Source organism: Methyloglobulus morosus KoM1, from assembly GCF_000496735.2.
GTDB lineage: Bacteria > Pseudomonadota > Gammaproteobacteria > Methylococcales > Methylomonadaceae > Methyloglobulus > Methyloglobulus morosus.
This window is the reverse complement of sequence record NZ_AYLO01000011.1, coordinates 57409-78943: the sequence shown is the minus strand read 5'-3', so window position 1 is coordinate 78943 and position 21535 is coordinate 57409. Positions and strand designations below refer to the sequence as shown.

General features: G+C 48.0%; 19 protein-coding genes. 10 read left to right on the top strand and 9 right to left on the bottom strand.

The window, feature by feature from the left end:
* The first annotated feature begins 134 nt into the window (after nt 1-134).
* Nucleotides 135-671, top strand: a complete 537-nt coding sequence (locus MGMO_RS02110; RefSeq protein WP_161808451.1) for a response regulator — start codon at nt 135-137, stop codon at nt 669-671.
* Between the two features lie 76 nt (nt 672-747).
* On the opposite strand, the gene MGMO_RS02105 is transcribed toward MGMO_RS02110, so the two are convergent.
* Nucleotides 748-1797: a phosphotransferase enzyme family protein gene (locus MGMO_RS02105; protein ID WP_051383949.1), complete on the bottom strand. Its 1050-nt coding sequence runs from the start codon at nt 1795-1797 to the stop codon at nt 748-750.
* A gap of 99 nt (nt 1798-1896) precedes the next feature.
* Nucleotides 1897-5577: a methionine synthase gene (metH, locus tag MGMO_RS02100; protein ID WP_023493364.1), complete on the bottom strand. Its 3681-nt coding sequence runs from the start codon at nt 5575-5577 to the stop codon at nt 1897-1899.
* Nucleotides 5578-5667: 90 nt separating this feature from the next.
* Here metH and MGMO_RS02095 point away from each other — a divergent pair, with 90 nt between their 5' ends.
* Entirely contained in the window at nt 5668-5859 is a 192-nt protein-coding gene (locus tag MGMO_RS02095) for a DUF2970 domain-containing protein (RefSeq protein WP_036306521.1), read from the top strand.
* 100 nt (nt 5860-5959) lie between these two features.
* On the opposite strand, the gene MGMO_RS02090 is transcribed toward MGMO_RS02095, so the two are convergent.
* From MGMO_RS02090 to MGMO_RS19850, 6 genes are all read right to left on the bottom strand, one after another.
* Nucleotides 5960-6391 carry a hypothetical protein gene (locus MGMO_RS02090; protein WP_023493362.1) on the bottom strand — a complete coding sequence of 144 codons (432 nt, stop codon included), beginning with the start codon at nt 6389-6391 and terminating at the stop codon, nt 5960-5962.
* A 17-nt stretch (nt 6392-6408) separates the two neighbouring features.
* Nucleotides 6409-6798: a hypothetical protein gene (locus MGMO_RS02085; RefSeq protein ID WP_023493361.1), complete on the bottom strand. Its 390-nt coding sequence runs from the start codon at nt 6796-6798 to the stop codon at nt 6409-6411.
* Between the two features lie 200 nt (nt 6799-6998).
* Nucleotides 6999-9488, bottom strand: coding sequence for an FAD-binding oxidoreductase (locus MGMO_RS02080; protein WP_023493360.1), 2490 nt, complete (start codon nt 9486-9488; stop codon nt 6999-7001).
* A gap of 5 nt (nt 9489-9493) precedes the next feature.
* The gene (locus MGMO_RS02075) at nt 9494-9892 is read right to left on the bottom strand and encodes a hypothetical protein (protein ID WP_023493359.1); all 399 of its coding nucleotides are present in this window, start codon (nt 9890-9892) and stop codon (nt 9494-9496) included.
* A gap of 10 nt (nt 9893-9902) precedes the next feature.
* Complete coding sequence (locus MGMO_RS02070) at nt 9903-10880, bottom strand: alpha/beta fold hydrolase (protein ID WP_023493358.1); 978 nt, start codon at nt 10878-10880, stop codon at nt 9903-9905.
* The gene (locus tag MGMO_RS19850; RefSeq protein WP_023493357.1) at nt 10877-11044 is read right to left on the bottom strand and encodes a hypothetical protein; all 168 of its coding nucleotides are present in this window, start codon (nt 11042-11044) and stop codon (nt 10877-10879) included. Before MGMO_RS19850 ends, MGMO_RS02070 begins: the two co-directional genes overlap by 4 nt.
* A 216-nt stretch (nt 11045-11260) precedes the next feature.
* Here MGMO_RS19850 and MGMO_RS02065 point away from each other — a divergent pair, with 216 nt between their 5' ends.
* From MGMO_RS02065 to MGMO_RS02040, 6 genes are all read left to right on the top strand, one after another.
* Nucleotides 11261-11737: a formate dehydrogenase subunit gamma gene (locus MGMO_RS02065; RefSeq protein ID WP_023493356.1), complete on the top strand. Its 477-nt coding sequence runs from the start codon at nt 11261-11263 to the stop codon at nt 11735-11737.
* Entirely contained in the window at nt 11734-13287 is a 1554-nt protein-coding gene (locus MGMO_RS02060) for a formate dehydrogenase beta subunit (RefSeq protein WP_023493355.1), read from the top strand. The genes MGMO_RS02065 and MGMO_RS02060 overlap by 4 nt, the downstream gene beginning before the upstream one ends.
* Nucleotides 13288-13308: 21 nt before the next feature.
* The gene (gene fdhF / locus MGMO_RS02055) at nt 13309-16152 is read left to right on the top strand and encodes a formate dehydrogenase subunit alpha (protein ID WP_023493354.1); all 2844 of its coding nucleotides are present in this window, start codon (nt 13309-13311) and stop codon (nt 16150-16152) included.
* A 3-nt stretch (nt 16153-16155) separates the two neighbouring features.
* Nucleotides 16156-17022: a formate dehydrogenase accessory sulfurtransferase FdhD gene (gene fdhD / locus MGMO_RS02050; protein ID WP_023493353.1), complete on the top strand. Its 867-nt coding sequence runs from the start codon at nt 16156-16158 to the stop codon at nt 17020-17022.
* A 10-nt stretch (nt 17023-17032) separates the two neighbouring features.
* Nucleotides 17033-17251, top strand: coding sequence for a formate dehydrogenase subunit delta (locus MGMO_RS02045; RefSeq protein ID WP_023493352.1), 219 nt, complete (start codon nt 17033-17035; stop codon nt 17249-17251).
* Between the two features lie 193 nt (nt 17252-17444).
* Complete coding sequence (locus MGMO_RS02040; protein ID WP_023493351.1) at nt 17445-18179, top strand: CPBP family intramembrane glutamic endopeptidase; 735 nt, start codon at nt 17445-17447, stop codon at nt 18177-18179.
* Between the two features lie 271 nt (nt 18180-18450).
* Here the strand turns inward: MGMO_RS02040 and MGMO_RS02035 are convergent, their stop codons facing one another.
* The gene (locus MGMO_RS02035) at nt 18451-19074 is read right to left on the bottom strand and encodes a glutathione S-transferase family protein (protein WP_023493350.1); all 624 of its coding nucleotides are present in this window, start codon (nt 19072-19074) and stop codon (nt 18451-18453) included.
* Between the two features lie 191 nt (nt 19075-19265).
* On the opposite strand from MGMO_RS02035, the gene MGMO_RS02030 reads away from it, so the two are divergent.
* Together MGMO_RS02030 and MGMO_RS02025 are read left to right on the top strand one after the other, a co-directional pair.
* Nucleotides 19266-19655 carry a winged helix-turn-helix transcriptional regulator gene (locus tag MGMO_RS02030; protein ID WP_023493349.1) on the top strand — a complete coding sequence of 130 codons (390 nt, stop codon included), beginning with the start codon at nt 19266-19268 and terminating at the stop codon, nt 19653-19655.
* Between the two features lie 207 nt (nt 19656-19862).
* Nucleotides 19863-21413 carry an OmpA family protein gene (locus tag MGMO_RS02025; protein WP_023493348.1) on the top strand — a complete coding sequence of 517 codons (1551 nt, stop codon included), beginning with the start codon at nt 19863-19865 and terminating at the stop codon, nt 21411-21413.
* Nucleotides 21414-21535: the final 122 nt, after the last annotated feature.

Below are 21535 nucleotides of genomic sequence, written 5' to 3'. Positions count from 1 at the left end.
TATAGCCTATTAGACTCCCACCTTATGTAATTTAAGTTCATTGCATATTGCCCATAATATAGCCATAGGAAGCCTTCATCTTAGGTTGAACTTAGAGTTAAGATAATAGATTAGGATAACAAATGGTGAATGCTATGAGTGAGCAGAAAAGCCCTGTGGCGAAAATTAAAGGTATTTCTGACCTGCAATCTAAGCTGGCTTCAGAATCACCGGAAGATGATGCATCACAGCTGCCCGCTACCGCTACTGACACCTCGACAACAAAGCGTGCCACGAAGACCCATTACCGTGCGTTGATTGTGGATGATAATGCCGCATTCCAAAAGCTATTGGGATTAAGCCTTTCCATGCATCCCCAAATAGGGCCAATTGACTGCGCCGATAGCGGTGAAAGCGCAATCGAAAAAGCCAAAGCCACTTATTACGACATTATTTTTATGGATGCGCTGATGCCGGGAATTGACGGTTATCAGGCCTGTGCCCTTTTGCGGGAAAACCCTGATTATAAGCATACGCCTATCATTATGGTATCAGGATTAACCGAACCGTATGATGAAGTCAAAGCATTTATTGCAGGAAGCACAACTTACGTGAGAAAACCTGTGCAGCAAATACCGTTTAAGGCGCTAATTACCAGAGTGTTGAACTTGCTAGAATATAGGGTATCTTAAGGCAATATTTGTTTGATCTTGCGCTTTAAGCCCCTCAGTTCAGTTGTTGTAGTAACCAAGGATTTTCCTGGACAAGCTAATTAACTGACTGAAGTTGCAATTGCATGATTAGGTTTTTGATCTCAATTTCCTGCGCCATGACACTGGCGCACAATAGAAATTGACTGTTCGCCCGACGAAGGTTGTCATCCGGTTCGGTCACCTTAAAATAGCGGTTGCCGTCAAGATAATCGGTATAGAACCGGATGCCTAATTCGAAGGGAATCAGCCGTATGGCGGGGTAAAGGAATTGGTAATCGTTCATTGAAAATAAATTGCCCATTTGTGCCAGATAGCTGGTTAGTAACCTGCGGCATATTTCAAGATCGAAGCTATCGGTCATCGTATTATGGGAGCAGGAGCGTAGGCAATCGCCAATGTCGTAATGAATAAGTCCAGGTTTGACCGTATCCAGGTCGACAATGCTGACGATATGCCCACTGGTCGTGTCGAACAGGAAATTATTCAGTTTGGGATCGCCGTGTATAACCTTTAATGACAGGAAGCCTTGTTCTTTTGCGGTTTCAAGATCATTGACGATGTGCTGAAGACGGGCGATAAAATCCCTGCAATAGGAATTCTCGGCTATTGGTGTCCTATTTTTTACTTCCTGGTAATGGCGCAAATAGCCGGGTGTAATGTGGAATCCGGGCAAGGTATCGCACAATGTTGTGGCGTCCAACCCATAGGCCAACCGATGGAATTGTCCCAGGGCAGAACCCACCTGTTCTGCTTGAGCCAGATCGGCGATGGTTTCCAGGCTTTCTGTGTTTTCAATGTAATTCAATGCCCGCCAATAATCGCCTTGCCCGTCGCAGAAAAAATTATCCCCATTTCCAGTCGGTAATAGCTGAGGAATTTTTAAGGCAATCGACTTATCGTTGACTCGGCCAATGTGCCGGTTAAGGGCCATCAGGTTAGTCATGATTTGTTCGGGATTAGGAAATACGTGTTTGTTTATCTTCTGCAAAACGAAGGGTTTTGTCCCTGTCGTAACCCGATAGGTGTCGTTGATGAAGCCATTGCCCAGTGGTTGAATGTTTGTGGCTGAGCGGGAAAACTGTTGGGCAATAACATTAAGCGGCATTTGATTATTCAATGGATCCCTCACCCAGTCCCTCTACAAGCCTCTCTTGAGGCGATTAACTGACTCAGGAGGAACGGGATCATAAGTCGGTTCGCCTTTTCAATGATGCAAGTGCGCGGACAACCAACGGGCTGCAACTTCTTCGGCCATGCCTTTGCGCCTTGCATAATCCTGAAGCTGGTCCTTGTCGATTTTGCCGACATTAAAATACTGGGACTCGGGATGGGAGAAATACCAGCCGCTCACCGCTGATGCGGGAAACATCGCAAAACTTTCGGTAAGTTCAATACCGGTCGTTTTGGTGGCGTCCAATAATTCAAACAATTTGGCTTTTTCGGTATGGTCAGGACAAGCGGGATAGCCCGGTGCAGGTCGTATGCCTTGGTAGGCTTCGTTAATAAGCTGGTTATTGTCCAGGGTTTCGTCTTCGGCATAACCCCAGTAGTTTTTCCTGATGACTTGGTGCATGTATTCCGCTAAGGCTTCTGCTAAACGGTCGGCCAAGGCTTTTAGCATAATCGAACTGTAATCGTCATGGTCGCGCTCAAATTCTTCCAGCTTAGTTTCAATACCAATGCCTGTCGTTACGGCAAACGCGCCGATATAATCGTGTTTGCCTGAGTCTATCGGCGCGATAAAATCGGAAAGGCAATAATTAGGTCGCCCTGGTGCTTTCATATTTTGCTGGCGTAAGTGGTGAAGCGTTTCTCGTTTTGTGTGACGGGTTTCATCAGTGTACAGGATGACATCGTCGCCTTCACTCGCCGCCGGAAAAAATCCGACGGTTGCCCGCGCAGATAACCATTGTTCATTGACTATCTGCTCTAACATGCGATTGGCATCGTCAAACAACTTTTTGGCTTCTGTGCCGACGACTTTGTCGTCGAGAATCTTAGGGTAACTGCCCGCCATTTCCCAGGTCTGGAAGAACGGCGTCCAGTCGATGTATTCGACCAAAATCCCTAAAGGAATATCGTCAATGACTTTCGTGCCTAAAAACGTGGGCTTAACCGGCTCGTACCGTCCCCAATTGAATTTGTTCTGCCGGGCGGCATCAAGCGTATGTTGTTTCGTCTGCGCTTCCCGCCCTTTGTGGCGTTCCCTGACTTCGGCGTATTCTTCGCGTATACTGTTGACAAAATCAGCTTTAAGTTCAGCGCTTAACAGGTTGCTGGCGACCCCAACACCTCGGGACGCGTCAGTCACATACACCGTTGCGCCTTCATAATGCGGCTCAATCTTGACGGCGGTATGCGCGCGGGACGTGGTTGCGCCGCCGATCATCAAGGGAATGGTAAAGCCTTGCCTTTGCATTTCTTTGGCAATATGCACCATTTCATCAAGCGATGGCGTAATCAGGCCGCTTAAGCCGATGACATCCACTTTCTCCAGGCGTGCGGTTTGCAAGATTTGTTCGGCAGGAACCATCACGCCTAAGTCGATGACTTCGTAGTTATTGCATTGCAGCACGACCCCAACAATATTTTTGCCGATATCGTGGACATCGCCCTTAACCGTCGCCATCAAGATTTTGCCGTTAGTCTGGCGATCTTCGGCGGATTTGTCCGCTTCCATGAACGGCATCAAATAGGCCACGGCTTTTTTCATGACACGGGCTGATTTGACCACTTGCGGCAGGAACATTTTACCCGCGCCAAACAAATCGCCGACCACGTTCATGCCGTCCATCAACGCGCCTTCAATGACGTGCAGTGGGCGTTCAGCCTCTAATCGAGCGGCTTCGGTATCTTCGTCGATATAATCGGCAATGCCTTTTACTAGGGCATGTTCCAGGCGTTTATTGACTGGCCAGCTACGCCATTCCAGGTTTTCCTGCTTGGCTTCGCCCGTGCTGCCATCACCTTTGTATTTTTCTGCAAGGGCCAACAAGGTTTCAGTACCGCTGCCGTCATGGGTATTTAAGACGACCGCTTCAACCGCATCGCGTAAATCTTTGGGGATATCTTCGTAAATCGCCAATTGCCCCGCGTTGACAATGCCCATGGACATGCCTGCCTGGATGGCATGGAATAAAAACACGGCATGGATAGCTTCGCGTACGGGATTATTGCCGCGAAATGAAAATGACACGTTGGAGACGCCGCCTGAAATTAGCGCATACGGCAGAGTTTGCTTGATTTCGTGGGTGGCTTCGATGAAATCTACACCATAGTTGTTGTGTTCTTCAATACCTGTTGCAATCGCAAAGATATTCGGGTCAAAAATAATGTCTTCAGGAGGAAAGCCAACTTGCCCAGTCAAAATCTTGTAGGCACGTTGGCAAATCTCGACTTTTCTGTCTTTAGTGTCAGCCTGGCCGACTTCATCAAACGCCATCACGATGACGGCTGCACCGTAACGGCGAACAAGCTTGGCATGCTTGATAAAGGCTTCTTCGCCTTCCTTGAGCGAAATGGAATTGACGATGCCCTTGCCTTGTATGCACTTAAGTCCGGCTTCGATGATGTCCCATTTGGACGAATCCAACATGATCGGCACTTTGGCGATGTCCGGTTCGGCAGCAATCAGCATCAAAAAGCGCACCATCGCCTCTTTCGACTCCAACATGCCTTCGTCCATGTTGATATCAATGATTTGGGCGCCGTTTTCGACCTGTTGCCTTGCCACTTCCAGGGCGGCTTCAAAGTCACCTTGAATAATCAAGCGCTTAAATGCCGCCGATCCGGTCACGTTAGTGCGTTCGCCGACATTGACAAATAAGGAATCCGCACCGATTGACATGGGTTCAAGCCCTGCCAGACGGCAACGTTTTTCAATGTCGGGAATCGTGCGCGGAGGGTAGGGCTGTACGGCATCACAAATCGCTTTGATGGTGGCRGGCGACGTGCCGCAACAACCGCCAATAATGTTTAGATAGCCGTTTTTTGCCCAGTCGGCGAGTTCCTTTGCCATTTGTTCGGGCGTTTCGTCATATTCGCCGAATTCATTGGGCAAGCCTGCATTGGGATGCGCTGAAACGTGAGTGTCCGCAATTGACGACAATTCGGCAATGTATTGGCGCAGCTCGGTTGCACCTAACGCACAGTTGAAGCCAAAAGAAATGGGTTTGACATGTTTAAGCGAATGCCAAAACGCGGCGGCGGTTTGCCCAGACAACGTACGGCCGGATGCATCGGTTATTGTGCCGGAAATCATGACGGGCAACGCATCATCAAGTGCGTCAAAACAGTGTTCCACCGCAAAAATTGCCGCTTTTGCGTTAAGGGTGTCGAAAACTGTCTCGATAAGGATGATGTCCGCACCGCCGTCTATCAAGCCTTTGGTCGCTTCAACATAAGCATCAACCAATTCATCGAAGGTGATATTCCGAAACCCAGGGTCGTTGACATCCGGTGACATCGATGCGGTGCGGTTAGTCGGCCCAAGCACGCCTGCGACAAAGCGCGGCTTGTCTGGTGTCTTGGCAGTAAATTCATCTGCCGTCTGTTTAGCAATACGCGCCGACTCCAGGTTCATTTCATAAACCAATGATTCCATGCCATAATCGGCCATGGCAATACGGGTGGAATTGAAGGTATTGGTTTCGACAATGTCGGATCCGGCTTCAAAATAAGCACTGTGGATCGCTTTGATAATATCCGGCTGAGTCAGGGACAACAGGTCGTTATTGCCTTTAAGGTCAGTAGCCCATTGGGCGAACCGCTCCCCTCGATAATCTTTTTCTTCAAGTTTATAGCTTTGTATCATAGTGCCCATCGCGCCATCAAGAAAAAGGATGCGCTTGGCCAATGCTTGTTTAAGAAGTGCTGATTTGCTCATTTAGTTGTATTGAAAGAATTTATTTCAGCCGCGTATTATTGCGTTAAAATCAATCGGGCTCTAACATTTTTTTAAAAACGAGGGAATAAGTTGAATAAACCAACCATAATGCAAACGATCAAGGGCGTTTTGGCCGCTTTTATTGGTGTACAAAGCGACAACAACAGGAAAATCGACTTCGAGCAAGGTTCGCTGACGACCTATATCATCGCGGGCTTGATTTTTACGGTTTTGTTTGTGTCAGTCTTGATTTTTATCGTTTCAAAAATAGTGGGCAATTGAATAGCTCCACGGCAACATTCCCGCTTAGTTGTCGAATGCCTTTCAACAAGCATAAAAAAAGCCCAAGCGTTGCCTGGGCTTTTTTCGTAATGCCAGACGATTATTTTTGGTCTGGGTTTTTGAAGCTTTCTTTGATGCTTTTGAACATGTCACCAATGCCACTGAACAAGTTGGACTTGTTGAGTGCTTCTTTTAGGACAAATTTGGTGCGGATAAACGCAACCAGCAAAAACCCCGCTATCGGTGGAAACAGTTCAAAAAATACCGACATGAACATTCCTTTTGGGCCTTGGAAACCACCCAGATTTTTTCTGTCGCCGATACTGGTCAAGTCACGTTCGTAAGCTTCTCCGCCTTCGCTGGCGCGCATCGACTCAACGATGTAATTTGCTGCCCCTATCATTATGAATTGCGAAGCCAAATATACAGCAGCGCATATCATGACCCACACCACACCATTTGTTACATTTGCCTTTGTGGTTGTCTGGTAAACCCAGATCAACGCAAGAAGGCCGACTATACCACCTATCATAGTTACACCCTTTATTGTTATATTTTAGTTAAAAAGAAGTAAAGAAACTGACATTTTAGGATCATTTCTGAACCATTTTTTTCGACGACTTTGCAATCCTCATATTTTTCACGCCCTGGCGAGACTTGTTTTTTGATAACGCCACCTTCAACGCTATATTTTACCGGGATATGCATCTCATTGGTACGCCCCCCTGCATCTGTGGCTATTGTTTCGAGAACGCCACCATTCTTAAAATCCCATTCCACTATAACCGCTTTTTTCTCGCCGTCTAGTTTCGCGGCTTCGGCGGTCACTTTCCACTTGCCTAAAATTTCAGATTCATCTTTCAGTACGACATCAGCGTGTGCTGAAAGTGCAAAAAAGATTGCCGCAATTGGCAATATTCCCAAATATCTTTTGATCATCTTCCGCGCTCCTCATCAATCGTTCTTATTATTGAAGGTAGATTTTAAACGATACTGCATTCGCTATCGAGTTTTAAATGCTTTTATGATGGATTTACTGTCATGAATTTTATTTTTGGGGTAAGAAACCGATTATTGAGTGTGGTCTTATGCCATCATACACGACAATCGCCAATAGCTGTTGATTCCTAAGCAACGGATTAATAATCGTAAAAATGCCCGATATCGGCCTGTTTTTTATGTAGTTGCCGATATATCAGGACAAGATCTTTCACATTGGCCTCAACAGTGATCCGATCTACGAATTCCTTGTCACCGTCCATTAATCGATTCAACTCGGTATCCCTAAGAATCTCTTTTCCACGGTTAACCGTGGGTGAACCGGGTTTATCCTTATAACAAAAGGTGATTTTGTCGTTCCCCGCGATATCCATAATCGAAAAATCAGGGTTATTGTGTTCTTTTTCAAGTTCTGTCAGGAGCAGTTTTGTGAAGGGTTGGTAATGCGGGGCGCTGATTAGTTCGCTGGTTAAGCCGCCATCTCGGGTCACGATGGCGGACACCATATCGTCCTGTACGCCAAATTGTTGGTGTGTGGCATAGGCGATGGCCCTTGAGTACAGGGTTTTAAGGCCGTATTCCACGGACAATATCGCTTTTCTTTCTATGCGCCGTAAGGCCTGTCCGAAGGTATGCCCAGCGGTACTGTCAAGCGCCCAAAGGCCTTTCAGATAAGAAAAATAGGGGAAATCGTACCAGGGATAATCATAGATAAAGGCCGCATAGTCCTTTGCAACCTTGGCGGCGTACTTGTCTTCGGCGACTTGCGTGTTGCCTGCCACGAATTCCGATGCACGGCCTATCGTGTTTTCGTAGATGTTTTTTATGGTGTTCTCGGTGGCGAAACTCCAGCCGATCACATTCAATACGGTTTTGTAACCCTCATTGTTATTCAGGCTGGTTTCGGTCAGTTTTATCACCTGATCGTATTGTGCCCAATAATCCCGGTTTGCTTGGAGATATCCGAATTCTGAGGGGAGGCCGTTTTCCATGACAGCCGCATATTCATCCGCCGCATAAACGATATACCACTCCGGGAGCGACAGGTAAGCATTATCGTAGGGCCTGAAATAATCTTTCACTAAACTGGCCGACTCTAATTGCTTTTTCCAGGCCCTGAAATACGCCAGTTTTTCTGGACTGTAATACTTGTCCCAAAGCTTGTTGGTGAATTTGCCTGTCGGATCGTACTGGTTTTTTATCTCAAAAAACTCAATTGCACCGGGATAAGCGCGGTGAAATTGCTCGTCTGTCGCATGGGGCTGGTAAGGCAAATAGTAGGTGCCGCCCACTGAAAGCACTTGATTTATCATGTCGCGTGTCCACTTTCCTACGTGGCTTTGCGAATCCTCGTCGGTGTCCTGCTTGTAATACACAACAAAAGCAAAACTTTCCTTCCTTGCCCAAGCGAGTTTTGCGCCCAAGTCTGGCAATGAGTGCCGAATGGAGACATTGATGACATTGACATCATTATCCGCAAAGACTTTTCGCATCTTTGGAATCCATTCATCAAAGTTTTCCACCGGAACAAAATATTCTTGCAGGACATACGTGCTATCTTTCCGGTTTTCTGGCTCAAGTTCGGCAATGTCGTAGCTCGCCTCGTAATTGCGGGTGTGCACTGGCGGCTCAGAACCATAGATTATCGGATCAATCACATGCCGACGAATCCATCTGCCGGTATGCCATTCGCTCATCACGACCCAGGCAATGCGATCCAGCCAATAATCTTGCCGTTGCGGAATCAATCGTCCTGAAGTTGTCGGGGCCTTGTCGGTTTCGCTCCAGCTTACGGCTGAAACCGCATCGAAATTGGGTGGATAGAGGTCGCCGTTATGAAAAACAACCTTTTTATTGTTGCGGACGTTTTTTGAAAAATAGGCCCAGTAATTTTCCGTAGGGATCAACTCCCTGGAACGCGCCACATTGACATTGTCGGCAAGGGTAAGCGTGACTTCGCATATCACGCCGATGCCGCCCATGCCGCCGATTGCGCTATAGAAAATATCAGCATGGGTTTCTGGCGATGCATCGACAATACGGCCGTCGGCAAGCACGATCTTAAATTTCTTGACGCTCAAGATAATCGGCCCCAGGCCAATATATCGCCCATGCACGTTGACTGACAGGGATCCGCCCACCGTGAAATTGGAATACGTCTGCATGATCTTCACGGACAGGTTGCTGGCATCAATGTGGTCTTGGATAGTCCGCCAACGGATGCCCGATTGTACTGTAATTTCCTTAGCTTCTGGGGAAAAGTTGAGTATTTTGTTGAATTCCCGCATATCCAAATGCACGGCGCGTTCACTGGCAGTTTGGCCGCCCATGCTATTCCTGCCGCCGCCGATAGAAACGTGGTCGTGCTTTTTGACGGCATCGACAACTTCTTCAAGGGTATGGGGCGTGACAATGGCGGCCACTTTGACGGGATGTAGTTCCGTGACCTCATTAACAATATTGTTTTTGGTGTTTTGCGCTTCCCGTGCCAGTTTGTCGGCGATAGGGTTTTCGTACGTGTAGATGGCAATCGCTATCACCGATAAACAGGCGGCCAACAGCCATAGCCTTATAAAAAGCCGCAGATACCTGATTTTGAACAGGTGCTGGTATCGTTTAATAAGCTTCATTAAACTTACTCAGTCAGCTCAATATGGTGTACGGATTTTGATAGCGCAATAATGACCAGCACCGCAATGAGGATGTGTGGGCCATTCAGCAAAAAATTGTCGATTACACCCTGGCCCGTAAAAAATCCATTTGTGATATAGAACAGGGCATCCAACGAATAATATCCGCCGATTACCATGAGATACTTTACCGTCCATCGGTATCCAGATAAAAGGGCGACGATGCCCGCCAATCCCGAAAGGCCATGCGTAATATCATCGAGCAGGGCAATTTTAAACAGCCCGAACATCAGCCATTCATAGGGGGCATCGGTATCAACAAGTACGCCCGGAATCCGTTCGATGAGCACGATTCCAATGAACAAGGCGGTCAAAAAAGTGGCGATAATTTTTGCGATTTTCATGGGATTACCTTTAATGGGTCAGTGAGTCTAAAAGCGCGGCGTCAAATTTTTCAGGGTTTTCAATCATGGGTATATGCCCCACTCCGTCAAGGGTATGGAGCCTTACATTGGGGATCGTCTGCAATAATATTTCAGTGCCGTTCATGGGAGTGAGGGTGTCCTTGTTGCCCCAAATGAGCCTAACTGGAAAAGGGATTCCTTTGTAGTTGGCAGACAAATTGCTTTTATGGGTAAGCGGGTCATTGACATAGTCACGTAGCCAATACGATAGCTTTTGGGTTGTCCCAATCGTGTCGAAAGAGCGGGTATAGTTTTCAAAAAGATCTTTGTCAATGCTGTCGGTAAGGTAAACAAAGCTTTTGAATTTGGAAATGCCGAACGCCTCGTTGTGGATAAGCAGCCCAATTAAGAGGTTTCGCAGATAATCACAATTTATCAAAGGCATCGTATTTGAGGTTTTTTGCTCATCGATATTAAGTACCCCGTCAATGATAATCAGCTTAACCATTTTTCCACTGTGTTGTAGCGCATATTCGGCGCTTGGCCCTGCGCCGTATGAATGTGCGGCAATAATGACCTGGCTTAATTTCATGTTTTCAATAAACTGGGAAATCCTGGTGGCTTGCTGGTCACGAAAATACCCGGAATTAGGTTCTACAGTGCTGTAACCAAAAGGGGGTAGGTCAATGGCGATGTAGTTGAAATCCAGGCCGTTTTTGTTTGCTGCCTGCATCACCCTGGCCCAAGTCCCATTCCATGCCGACAAGCCTCCCACGAACAATACGGTAGTCGATGCGTGGTTATTGATTTCTTGGTAGGCGATTTGTTCAGGGCCAATCGCCATATATTGGGTAGTTTCTGGTGAAGATTCAGTGGCCTTCTTGGATTCGACAATTTTTGTATTGTAGAAATACCATGCGTTTGCACCAACGATGAGTATCAAAAGCGTTATCAAAATACTTATGAGTGCCTTCTTGATCACTGTCATTGCTCCCTGTATTGATTGTTATGGTTTGAAACCGCAATCGCTTGGGTTGGGTAAACGCAGGTGTGGTGGCCAATAGTGGCCGCATAGGAATTCCCCTTGCTAAGCCAGAAGCGACCAATCTTAATAGTATCAACAATGCTCATGGCAATCACCTTGTCATTCATTCTTTTGTCGGTTTCCTTTTCGATAAATTTACCTAACTATAGGCTATTATTCACTAAATAGACATGAACTTAGCGCTGCATTCCATGTCCCATATTATTATTCATTTGTGTTTTTTACACGGTTTGTTTGATGTGATAAACTTTCTAGGATACATGGCTATTAATGAGTCTATCTGCCGTCTTGAGGGATAGCTGCAATACCTTAATGAGATTCGTATGACTGGAACAGGCAACATTAACCCCAAAGTGCAAGCAATCATCGCTAGCCTTAAAGACAAGCCCGGTGCGCTACTGCCCATTTTGCACGGGATTCAAGACGAGTTGGGCTACATCCCTCCCGAAACCTTGCCCGCTATTGCCGATGCCTTGAACCTAAGCCGTGCCGAAGTGCATGGTTGTATCAGCTTTTATCATTATTTTCGGGATACCCCGCCCGGTAAACATACTATCCATCTGTGCCGTGCCGAATCCTGTCAGGCTATGGGGTCGAAGGCATTGGAAGCGCATGTGAAATCACGGCTTGGCATTGATTATCACGAAACCACGAAAGACGGCGCATTTTCATTAGAACCGGTGTATTGCTTAGGTTTATGCGCTTGTTCGCCTTCCATGCAAATCGACGAAGCGGTTTATGGTCGGGTTTCATTAGAATCCTTCGATGCGGCTATAAAAGAAGCAGAGGCAATGGCATGAGCGTAACTGTGTATGTGCCTTGCGATTCTGCCGCCGTTGCGCTGGGCGCAGATCGGGTTGTCAAGGCGATCTGTGCCGAAGCGGTTAAGCGTGAAGTCGATATTCAGCTTGTCCGCAACGGTTCCAGGGGGTTGTTCTGGCTAGAACCTCTGGTAGAAGTCAGCACTGATACGGGACGCGCTGCTTATGGTCCTGTGCAAGTCAAAGATGTAACCGGCTTGTTTGATGCCGATTTCCTGACGGGTGGGGCGCATCCGTTAGCGTTGGGGTTGACGGAAGGGATCCCTTATCTCAAAAGACAAGAACGCCTGACGTTTGCCCGCGTTGGCATTACCGCCCCAGTCAATCTTGATGATTATTTGGCACACGACGGTTATCGTGGCTTGAAGAATGCGCTGGGTATGTCCGGTGCCGACATTGTTAAGCATGTCACCGATTCCGGGTTGCGTGGGCGCGGCGGTGCGGCATTCCCTACGGGTATTAAATGGAATACCGTGCTTAATACGGCATCCGAACAAAAATACATTATCTGTAATGCCGATGAGGGCGACTCCGGTACCTACTCTGACCGCATGATTATGGAAGGCGACCCGTTCGTCTTGATTGAAGGCATGACCATTGCAGGGATCGCCGTGGGTGCAAACCAGGGCTATATTTACTTACGTTGCGAATATCCGCATTCCCACAAGGCGCTGAATGAGGCTATCTCCAAAGCTTACGCGGTGGGCTATTTGGGCGATAACATCCTGGGTAGCGGTAGAAAGTTTGACCTTGAAGTGCGCCTGGGAGCGGGCGCTTATATTTGCGGCGAAGAAACATCCTTGATGGAAAGCCTGGAAGGCAAGCGTGGTTTGGTTAGGTTCAAACCGCCATTACCTGCAATCAGCGGGCTTTTCGGCAAACCCACCATCATCAACAATGTGATTTCACTGGCCTCCGTTCCGATCATCCTGGATAAAGGCGGCGAATTTTATAAGAATTTCGGCATGGGTCGCTCACGCGGGACATTGCCTATCCAGCTTGCGGGTAATTTAAAATATCCTGGCTTGATTGAATTGGCATTCGGCTTGACGTTACGTGAATTGCTTTATGATTTCGGCGGCGGCTCCGCATCGGGTAGACCGATCAAAGCCGTGCAAGTCGGCGGCCCATTGGGCGCCTACCTGCCTGAATCACAGTTTGACACGCCCATGGATTACGAAGCGTTTGCTGCCATCTGGGCGGTATTAGGGCATGGCGGCATTGTCGCATTTGACGACACCGTTGATATGGCGGAAATGGCGCGTTACAGTATGGAGTTCTGTAAGATTGAATCTTGCGGCAAGTGTACACCGTGCCGAATCGGTTCAACGCGCGGCATGGAAGTGATTGAAGACATTATGAAAGGCCAAGACCTGAACAAAAACGTCCCGCTGTTGCGCGATCTTTGCAATACTTTGCTTAACGGTTCATTGTGCGCGCTGGGCGGCATGACACCTTATCCTGTATTGAGTGCATTAAACCATTTTCCTGCGGATTTTGGCATAACGGACCAAGCCAACGCTGCCTGATAGATTAAAGAGGTATTCCCCATGTCTATGACACCAGAAAAAGATTTTGGCACACCTGCCAGTCCATCCACGCAAATGGTCAATCTTGAAATTGACGGTTTTCAGGTTATCGCTCCAGCCGGGACTTCGGTCATGCGAGCGGCGGCAAGTATTGGCATCGATATCCCCAAGTTATGTGCGACGGACAGTATCGAACCTTTCGGTTCGTGCCGATTGTGCGTGGTGGAAATTAAGGGTGGGCGCGGGATGCCTGCTTCATGCACGACCCCGATCGCGGAAGGTATGGTTGTCACCACCCAGAACAAAAAACTGGCGGATGTGCGGCGCGGCGTAATGGAATTATACATTTCTGACCACCCGCTCGACTGTTTGACCTGTGCAGCGAACGGCGATTGCGAACTGCAAGATATGGCGGGTGCGGTTGGCTTACGGGAAGTAAGGTATAACCCGGCGGGTGAAAACCATTTACGCGCCGTCAAGGACGAAAGCAACCCGTATTTTACGTTTGATCCCAGCAAATGTATCGTTTGCTCGCGTTGCGTAAGGGCTTGCGAGGAAACGCAAGGCACGTTCGCACTGACTATCGACGGGCGCGGTTTTGATTCCAAGGTTTCTCCTAGCCAAAACCAGCCCTTTATGGATTCCGAATGCGTTTCCTGCGGTGCGTGTGTACAAGCCTGCCCGACAGCAACGCTGATGGAAAAATCGGTTATCGACCATGGCGTTCCCGAACATGCAATAGTGACAACCTGCGCTTATTGCGGTGTAGGTTGTTCGTTCCGGGCGGAAATGAAAGGCAGCCAAGTGATACGTATGGTGCCGCACAAGGACGGCAAGGCCAATCATGGCCATTCTTGCGTAAAGGGTCGTTTTGCGTTTGGTTATGCCACGCACAAAGATCGCATCACCAAGCCGATGATCCGCAAGAGCATCAAAGACCATTGGCAGGAAGTGAGCTGGGAAGAAGCCATCAATTATGCGGCTTCCGAACTGAAACGTATCCAGGCCGAGCACGGCAAAGACGCGATTGGCGGTATCACCTCGTCGCGCTGTACCAACGAAGAGACTTATCTGGTACAAAAGCTGATTAGGGCAGGATTTGGCAACAACAATGTCGATACTTGCGCCCGCGTGTGCCATTCGCCTACAGGTTACGGGCTTAAGCAAACGTTTGGCGAATCATCCGGTACGCAAAATTTTGATTCCGTGATGAAAGCTGATGTCATAATGGTTATCGGGGCCAACCCGACTGACGGACATCCGGTTTTCGGTTCTCTAATGAAAAAACGCTTACGGCAAGGCGCTAAGTTGATTGTCGTCGACCCTCGCGAAATCGACCTGGTCAGGAACAGCCCGCACGTCAAAGCCGATTATCATCTAAAACTACGTCCTAGCACCAATGTGGCGATAATTAATGCAATCGCACACGTCGTTGTCACGGAAAACTTTGTTGATGAGGAATTTGTCAAATTCCGTTGCGACGTTGGGTCTTTCAACAAATGGCGAAACTTTATTGCCGATACACGCCACGCACCGGAAGCCACCGAATCGATAACGGGCGTTCCTGCCGCTGATATACGCGCCGCCGCACGCCTGTATGCAGGCGCAAAAAATGGGGCCATTTATTATGGCTTGGGCGTTACCGAACATAGCCAAGGCTCAACGATGGTTATCGGCATTGCCAATTTGGCAATGGCAACCGGCAATTTGGGACGTGAAGGCGTGGGCGTTAATCCCTTGCGCGGCCAAAACAATGTCCAGGGATCCTGCGATATGGGTTCATTCCCGCACGAATATCCGGGTTATCGCCATGTCTCCGATAAGGCCACCCGTGAGCTTTTTGAAAAGGATTGGGGCGTTAAGCTGCAACCTGAACCCGGCCTGCGTATCCCCAACATGTTTGATGCCGCATCCGATGGCAGTTTCCTTGGTCTTTATGTTGAAGGCGAAGATATTGCCCAATCCGATCCCGACATCCAACACGTCCACCACGCTTTGCGTTCGATGGAATGCGTGATCGTGCAGGATCTATTCCTCAACGAGACCGCTAAATTTGCCCACGTATTCCTGCCTGGGTCGTCTTTTTTGGAGAAGAACGGCACGTTCACCAATGCGGAACGCCGCATCTCGCCTGTCCGTAAAGTGATGCCACCCTTGGCGGGTCATGAGGATTGGGAGATCACCCAAATGCTTTCCAATGCCTTGGGTTATCCGATGAACTACAGCCATCCATCTGAAATAATGGATGAAATCGCACGGCTTACCCCTACTTTTACGGGTGTCAGTTTTGAAAAGATTGACCAACTGGGCAGTATCCAATGGCCTTGCAACGAACATGCGCCGCAAGGTACGCCCACCATGCACGAAGAAACCTTCATGCGTGACAACGGCAAAGGTTTGTTCATGCTGACGGAATTTGTCCCCACCCATGAAAAGGTGACGCAAAAATTCCCGTTGATCTTGACCACGGGGCGCATCTTGTCGCAATACAATGTTGGCGCACAAACACGGCGTACTGAAAACAATGTGTGGCATGCCGAAGATTTGCTGGAAATCCATCCACACGATGCAGAAGACCGTGGCATCAATGACCGCGATTGGATTGGCATAAAGAGCCGTGCCGGCGAGACGGTATTGCGGGCAAAGATTAGTGAGCGGGTTCAACCCGGTGTGGTTTACACGACCTTCCATTTCCCTGAATCTGGCGCGAATGTCATTACCACGGACAATTCCGATTGGGCGACGAATTGCCCGGAATATAAGGTAACGGCAGTACAAGTCGCCAAGGTCAGCCATACTTCGGAATGGCAGCAAAATTACCATGCGTTTTCCGAACGGCAAATGGAACTGCTCGCCAAGGAATGACAGGTGGCTAATCCCAACGTCGTTTTGCCAGCGGTCACTGCCGAATTAGGCTGGCCTAGCTACCAACAGAGCAAGGTAGAGCGCTGGCAGGGCAATGTCCGTACTGTCCAGCAGGATTATATCGCTGAAGAGACCCCAGTTTCACTGATCTATAACGGCACGCCCCATGTCGTCATGTTGGTTACGCCCACCAACCTGGAAGATTTTGCCTTGGGTTTCAGCATTACGGAAGGCATCATTGAAACGCCGTCCGAACTGCAATCCATCCACGTCTATAACCGCTCCAACGGTATCGAAATACGGTTGGAAATCCCCGAATCCCGCTATTCCCTATTGCCAGACAAGGGCCGCAACCTGACTGGACGTACCGGATGTGGGCTGTGCGGTGCCAGCACCTTGCAACAAGCCATACGTGACCCAAGTCATGTACAGGGTAACCTCAGTGTGGCGGCATCAGAACTCTTGACTGCGTTGGAAGAAATCAAGCAACATCAACAGCTTAACCAACTGACGGGTGCTGTTCATGCCGCTGCTTGGATAGTGCCGGGGCAGGGCGTTCAGCACGTAAGGGAAGATGTAGGTCGACATAATGCACTCGACAAACTTATCGGGCTCTTGCTCCGTACAGGGAAGAATCCGTCAATCGGCTATATGATAGTCACTAGCCGGGCGAGTTATGAACTTGTACAAAAGGCAGCCAGTGTGGGTATTACGCTATTGGCCGCCATGTCTGCGCCGACTGGCTTGGCCATACGTTTGGCGGATGAAGCCGGTCTTACGTTGATCGGTTTTGTTCGCGATGTTCAACACGTTGTCTATACCCATCCTGACCGCTTGAACCACACCATTTACCCAACCTTGATAAAATAATCCACCCTTAATGCACATCGAAAAACTGGTCTCAATGGCAAATGACATTGCCGATTTCTTTAATGCGGAAAGCGACAAGGAAATCGCTGCCGAAGGCGTAAAAAAACACATACAGCGCTCATGGGATCCGCGTATGAGAAAGGCAATTGTCAAGTATTATCAAGATAGTGGTGAAGGATTAAGCCCTTTGGCAGCGGACGCTGTAAAAAAGCTTATGGAAATGGGTTAAAGGTTAAGGTCGTACCCAACAACGTCATTTGCATCGCATAAAGCGAAAATTCTATCGCAACACAACACCTAAGCAGGTGGGTATAAGTTTCAGCTAAATAGCGTGGAAGTGTTCCCTTAATCCGTCGTTCCTGGACTTGCCACCGCTAAATGTATAAATGTGGGTGGTAATGACTTTTGCGCTTTCACGGCCAATGAAAAAATTAATTTTATTTGCTGTCTTACTTGAAATCGGTTATTTGGCCCTTTCCTTTGCCCTGGCGGAAATTTACGGGCAATGGTCCGTTGTAGGAGAAATTGTCAGGTCTGGACTAAGGATAATTTCAATCGTATTTTATGGTTATTGTTATCGAAAATATTTTTATCATGCTGGTCACCCATTCAGAATAAAAAATCGCTTAACCCCGCAATTTGCCATTCCCCTCTTGTCATTCTTCCTGTTCGCTATTTTTTACACCAATGCCGAAAACGAAACAATAACTTGGCAAATCCTGTTTGCCATCTCCGGTATTGCGGCGGGGGTCAAGGAAGAATTGTTTTATCGTGGAATCGTACAGAATGCATTGCAAAAGAAATACGGTTACAAAATAGCCTTGCCCGCCGCAAGCCTGGTATTTACGCTTGCTCACGTCCAGTATATCTATTACGGTCAGGTCGGCGGATTGGTGCTGATTGCATTGGCCGGTATAATCTTTGGGAGCATATTCATTTACACGGGCAGTGTCGTTTTTACTGCGCTTGTCCACGGCTTGTACGATGCTTTATTGTCAGTCAATCTTGTCCCGTTTAGATTAAGTGACAGTATTGCATTGCCCCTATGCTTTTTAATAGCGCTCGCGTTCCTATTTACAATAAGCGAGAAATTTAATGGAATGCAGCCAACAAATAGCGCAAACGACAACAACCAAGACACGTTAGGTTTACATTGAGACAAACAGATAAGGGATCGATGCCTTTAAGGAAACCCTGAACAAGTTTTCCGTTCATGGTTCGACAAGCTCACCACGAACGGAATCAAGTCGTTACCGTTCGTCTTGAGCCTATCGAAGGACTTAATCAGAGTTTCCTTAAGTTAAGGGGAGGCAGACGATTCTGGCATCCAGAAATTAAGTATGTGGACAGGGGAAGAAACTTATGGGGATTCCCCTTCATGATTCGAACAGCCCATCATGAAGGGTCGTTATGCGGAAGTTGCTTATTTCATCCAGCAGGCGGCGCGGAACTTATCCAGGCTGGCAATTGTTCAATATTGCCATACCAGCGCGGAATCTCGCTATAAGGTGCCATAGGATATTCAGCAAGTTCCGCCAAAGCCAGGAATGATCCCACCGAAAAATCGGCTAAGGTCACGTCATTGCCGACCAACCAGTCGCGGCCTTTTAGGTGTTGTTCCAACACTTGGGCAAAACGGTGGAAACGCTCTTCACCTTTTGCGACTTCTTGTAAATCGGCTTCAGCCTGCATGAAAAACTTCTTCACGACCTTTTCAAAAATCATGACCGAACACGCGCTGCCAAAGTGCGCCGCTTGCCAAAACTGCCAACGGTTAATGTCGGCCTGCACACGGGCATCTGTCGAGTATAAGGACGTATAAGGTGCTTTAGAACACAGGTATTGCATGATGGCATTGGATTCCCACAAGACAAAATCCCCGTCAACCAGGGTAGGTATCATGTGATTGGGGTTCAATTTGAGGAAATCGGGTTGCATTTGTTCGCCCTTGCTTAAATCTACCGCTTCCAGTTCGCAATCCAGGCGCAGATGATGGAGCACGGCAACCACGCGCCGTGAATTGGGCGAAAGTGGGAAATGATACAGTTTCATGTTAACCTCGCTTTGGTGTGATAATAATTGTCACTTGCTTAAAACAAGTGTGTTAATGTTTACATATACACTTGTATTTTACAAGTGTATTGTTTAGTTTTTATGACAGCAACGCAGAAACTTAGATTTCTTAATTTGTGAAATCGTAGGGGGCCAGTGTACAGGCTCTCCCAATTTATCCAAACCCAATTATGATCGATAAAAATACCTCTAACTACCGCTCGGCGTGTCCGCTATCAACTGCATTGGATGTCATAGGCGATAAGTGGAGTTTGTTGGTGGTGCGCGATATGTGCATGAAGAAGACGCGGTATGGTGATTTCCTGGCCTCGCCGGAAGGTATTCCAACCAATATTCTGGCTACCCGTTTACGCCGCTTAGAAGAAGTTGGCATCATAGAAAAAAAGCCCTACCAGACCAAGCCGTTGCGTTATGAATACTTCTTGACATCTAAGGGCGCGAGTCTTCTTCCTGTATTGCAACAGCTCGCAGTTTGGGCGCATAGCTATATTCCCGAATGCGGTGCACCGCCTGGCTGGTTTTTAAACGCTAAACCTGAAAACCTGTTAAAAGACCGCTAAGTCGAGAGGCGAAGGGAGAAAAGCAGCGGTTTTCACTATTAGGCTAAAAATTTTTAGACAACCGTATAGAATGATAAATATCCTATTCTTTAATTTTTTTGCCGCGTTATTAATAACTTTTCATTAACAAAACAGCTTGATACTGGTAAATTGCGCTTTGGCACTTATCCAGTGGACTGTGTTAGCCCAACCATGAGGAGATCGTACATGTCCAACAACCTATTAGAATCATTAAAACAGCACCTTTCGGGTGATGTCGTCTCGAACCTCGCAGCGTTCATCGGGGAATCCCCAGCCAACACGGCATCCGCGCTGAATACCGCACTGCCTACAGTGCTTGCTGGATTGGTAGGGCAGGGTACCGATTCCAACAGTATCGGCAACCTGTTTAAGCTATTAAGCGAAGGCAACCATGATGGCGGGGTGCTTAGCAATCTCGGCGCATTATCGCGAGGAGGCGACGAAACCGCCAAATTAGTGTCTGAGGGCAGGCATTTATTGACATCACTTTTCGGCGATAACTCCGACGCAATTACTGACCTGATCGCTAACGCAAACGGTATTGGCAAAAAAGCTACAGGCTCTTTGCTCGGCTTTATTACACCTCTCGTTTTGGGTATGGTCGGCAAAAACCTAAAGATTGGCGGCACCAACAGTGCTAGCGGCTTGGCAAGCCTGTTAAGCGACCAAAGCGGGTTCTTAAAGGATGCCATCCCTGCGGGTCTCAGCAGTCTGTTGACAGGCGTCATTTCGGCTGATGCCGCTGCGACTGCCGGCAACACGATAAGTGACTTCGATAAGGCCGCTAATCAATCGGATGCCAACGGTACTGCACCGACAAGCCCCACCAACACGGCAACCATCGTGAGCGATACCTTAGTTAGTATCGATGACGAAATTGAAGACGAAATTGAGGACATTGCCGAAGAAACCTCATCTTCTGCCGAGAATATGGCTGAAGACATTGATAAATCAGTCGTTCAATTGGACTCGCAACGCATTGAAGAAAGCAAAGAGTTTTCGCATAGTGCCGCAGTTGCAATCGAGGAAGGCGCGGGTGAAGGCGGTAAATTCCTGCCCTGGATACTGATTTTAGCGGCGCTCGCGCTGGCTTGGGGGTTGTTGAAAAGTTGTAGTGTTCCCGATCCGGCCACAAATGCTACAGCGCCCACAACCACCACCGCGCCTAGTGTTGCGCCACCACAGGAAACGAGCCTGCCGCCGGCAGCGCCCGTTGTCGCCGCTCCGCCGCCCACGCCCACTGCTCCTGAACCGGCCAAAGTCGAGGCACCCGCCACTGACAGCAATATCTTTGAGAAAACCTTATCTGACGGTTATGCCATCAAATCAGCTAAAGACGGATTTGTAAGCAAATTGCTCGGCTTTATTGAAGGGGGCGAAGCCGTTAGCAAGGACCTATGGTTTACTATGGATGGCATCACCTTCGACACGAACAAAGCCACTATCAAAGAAGAATCAACGATACAAATCAATGATATTGCTGAAATCCTGAAAGCCTATCCAAAAGTCAAAATCAAAATTGGAGGCTATACGGACAATACAGGCAAAGCGAATGCCAACAAAACACTGTCCGATAACCGCGCTAAAGCCGTTAAACAAGCCTTAGTGAGCAAAGGTATTAAGGGAGATCGTATTGAAACCGAAGGTTACGGCAGCGATAATTCCGTTGCCAGTAATGACACGCCCGAAGGACAGCAGAAGAACCGTCGTATAGATGTACGAGTAACTGAAAAATGATAGATTAGGTACAAGGCGTAAGACTTAAGGTATAAAACAACAATTTTTACCTTAGCTTGCGCCTTCAAGACTTGAAATGTCCAGGATAGTCAGCAAAAAACAGGCTTGGTAATGTCCTGTGT

Bases quoted from the DNA above. Each gene is read 5' to 3' on its own strand.
- MGMO_RS02110 (WP_161808451.1), top strand. From the start codon at position 135: ATGAGTGAGCAGAAAAGCCCTGTGGCGAAAATTAAAGGTATTTCTGAC.
- MGMO_RS02105 (WP_051383949.1), bottom strand. From the start codon at position 1,797: ATGCCGCTTAATGTTATTGCCCAACAGTTTTCCCGCTCAGCCACAAAC.
- MGMO_RS02090 (WP_023493362.1), bottom strand. From the start codon at position 6,391: ATGATAGGTGGTATAGTCGGCCTTCTTGCGTTGATCTGGGTTTACCAG.
- MGMO_RS02085 (WP_023493361.1), bottom strand. From the start codon at position 6,798: ATGATCAAAAGATATTTGGGAATATTGCCAATTGCGGCAATCTTTTTT.
- MGMO_RS02080 (WP_023493360.1), bottom strand. From the start codon at position 9,488: ATGAAGCTTATTAAACGATACCAGCACCTGTTCAAAATCAGGTATCTG.
- MGMO_RS02075 (WP_023493359.1), bottom strand. From the start codon at position 9,892: ATGAAAATCGCAAAAATTATCGCCACTTTTTTGACCGCCTTGTTCATT.
- MGMO_RS02070 (WP_023493358.1), bottom strand. From the start codon at position 10,880: ATGACAGTGATCAAGAAGGCACTCATAAGTATTTTGATAACGCTTTTG.
- MGMO_RS19850 (WP_023493357.1), bottom strand. From the start codon at position 11,044: ATGAATGACAAGGTGATTGCCATGAGCATTGTTGATACTATTAAGATT.
- MGMO_RS02065 (WP_023493356.1), top strand. From the start codon at position 11,261: ATGACTGGAACAGGCAACATTAACCCCAAAGTGCAAGCAATCATCGCT.
- MGMO_RS02060 (WP_023493355.1), top strand. From the start codon at position 11,734: ATGAGCGTAACTGTGTATGTGCCTTGCGATTCTGCCGCCGTTGCGCTG.
- fdhF (WP_023493354.1), top strand. From the start codon at position 13,309: ATGTCTATGACACCAGAAAAAGATTTTGGCACACCTGCCAGTCCATCC.
- MGMO_RS02045 (WP_023493352.1), top strand. From the start codon at position 17,033: ATGCACATCGAAAAACTGGTCTCAATGGCAAATGACATTGCCGATTTC.
- MGMO_RS02040 (WP_023493351.1), top strand. From the start codon at position 17,445: ATGAAAAAATTAATTTTATTTGCTGTCTTACTTGAAATCGGTTATTTG.
- MGMO_RS02035 (WP_023493350.1), bottom strand. From the start codon at position 19,074: ATGAAACTGTATCATTTCCCACTTTCGCCCAATTCACGGCGCGTGGTT.
- MGMO_RS02030 (WP_023493349.1), top strand. From the start codon at position 19,266: ATGATCGATAAAAATACCTCTAACTACCGCTCGGCGTGTCCGCTATCA.
- MGMO_RS02025 (WP_023493348.1), top strand. From the start codon at position 19,863: ATGTCCAACAACCTATTAGAATCATTAAAACAGCACCTTTCGGGTGAT.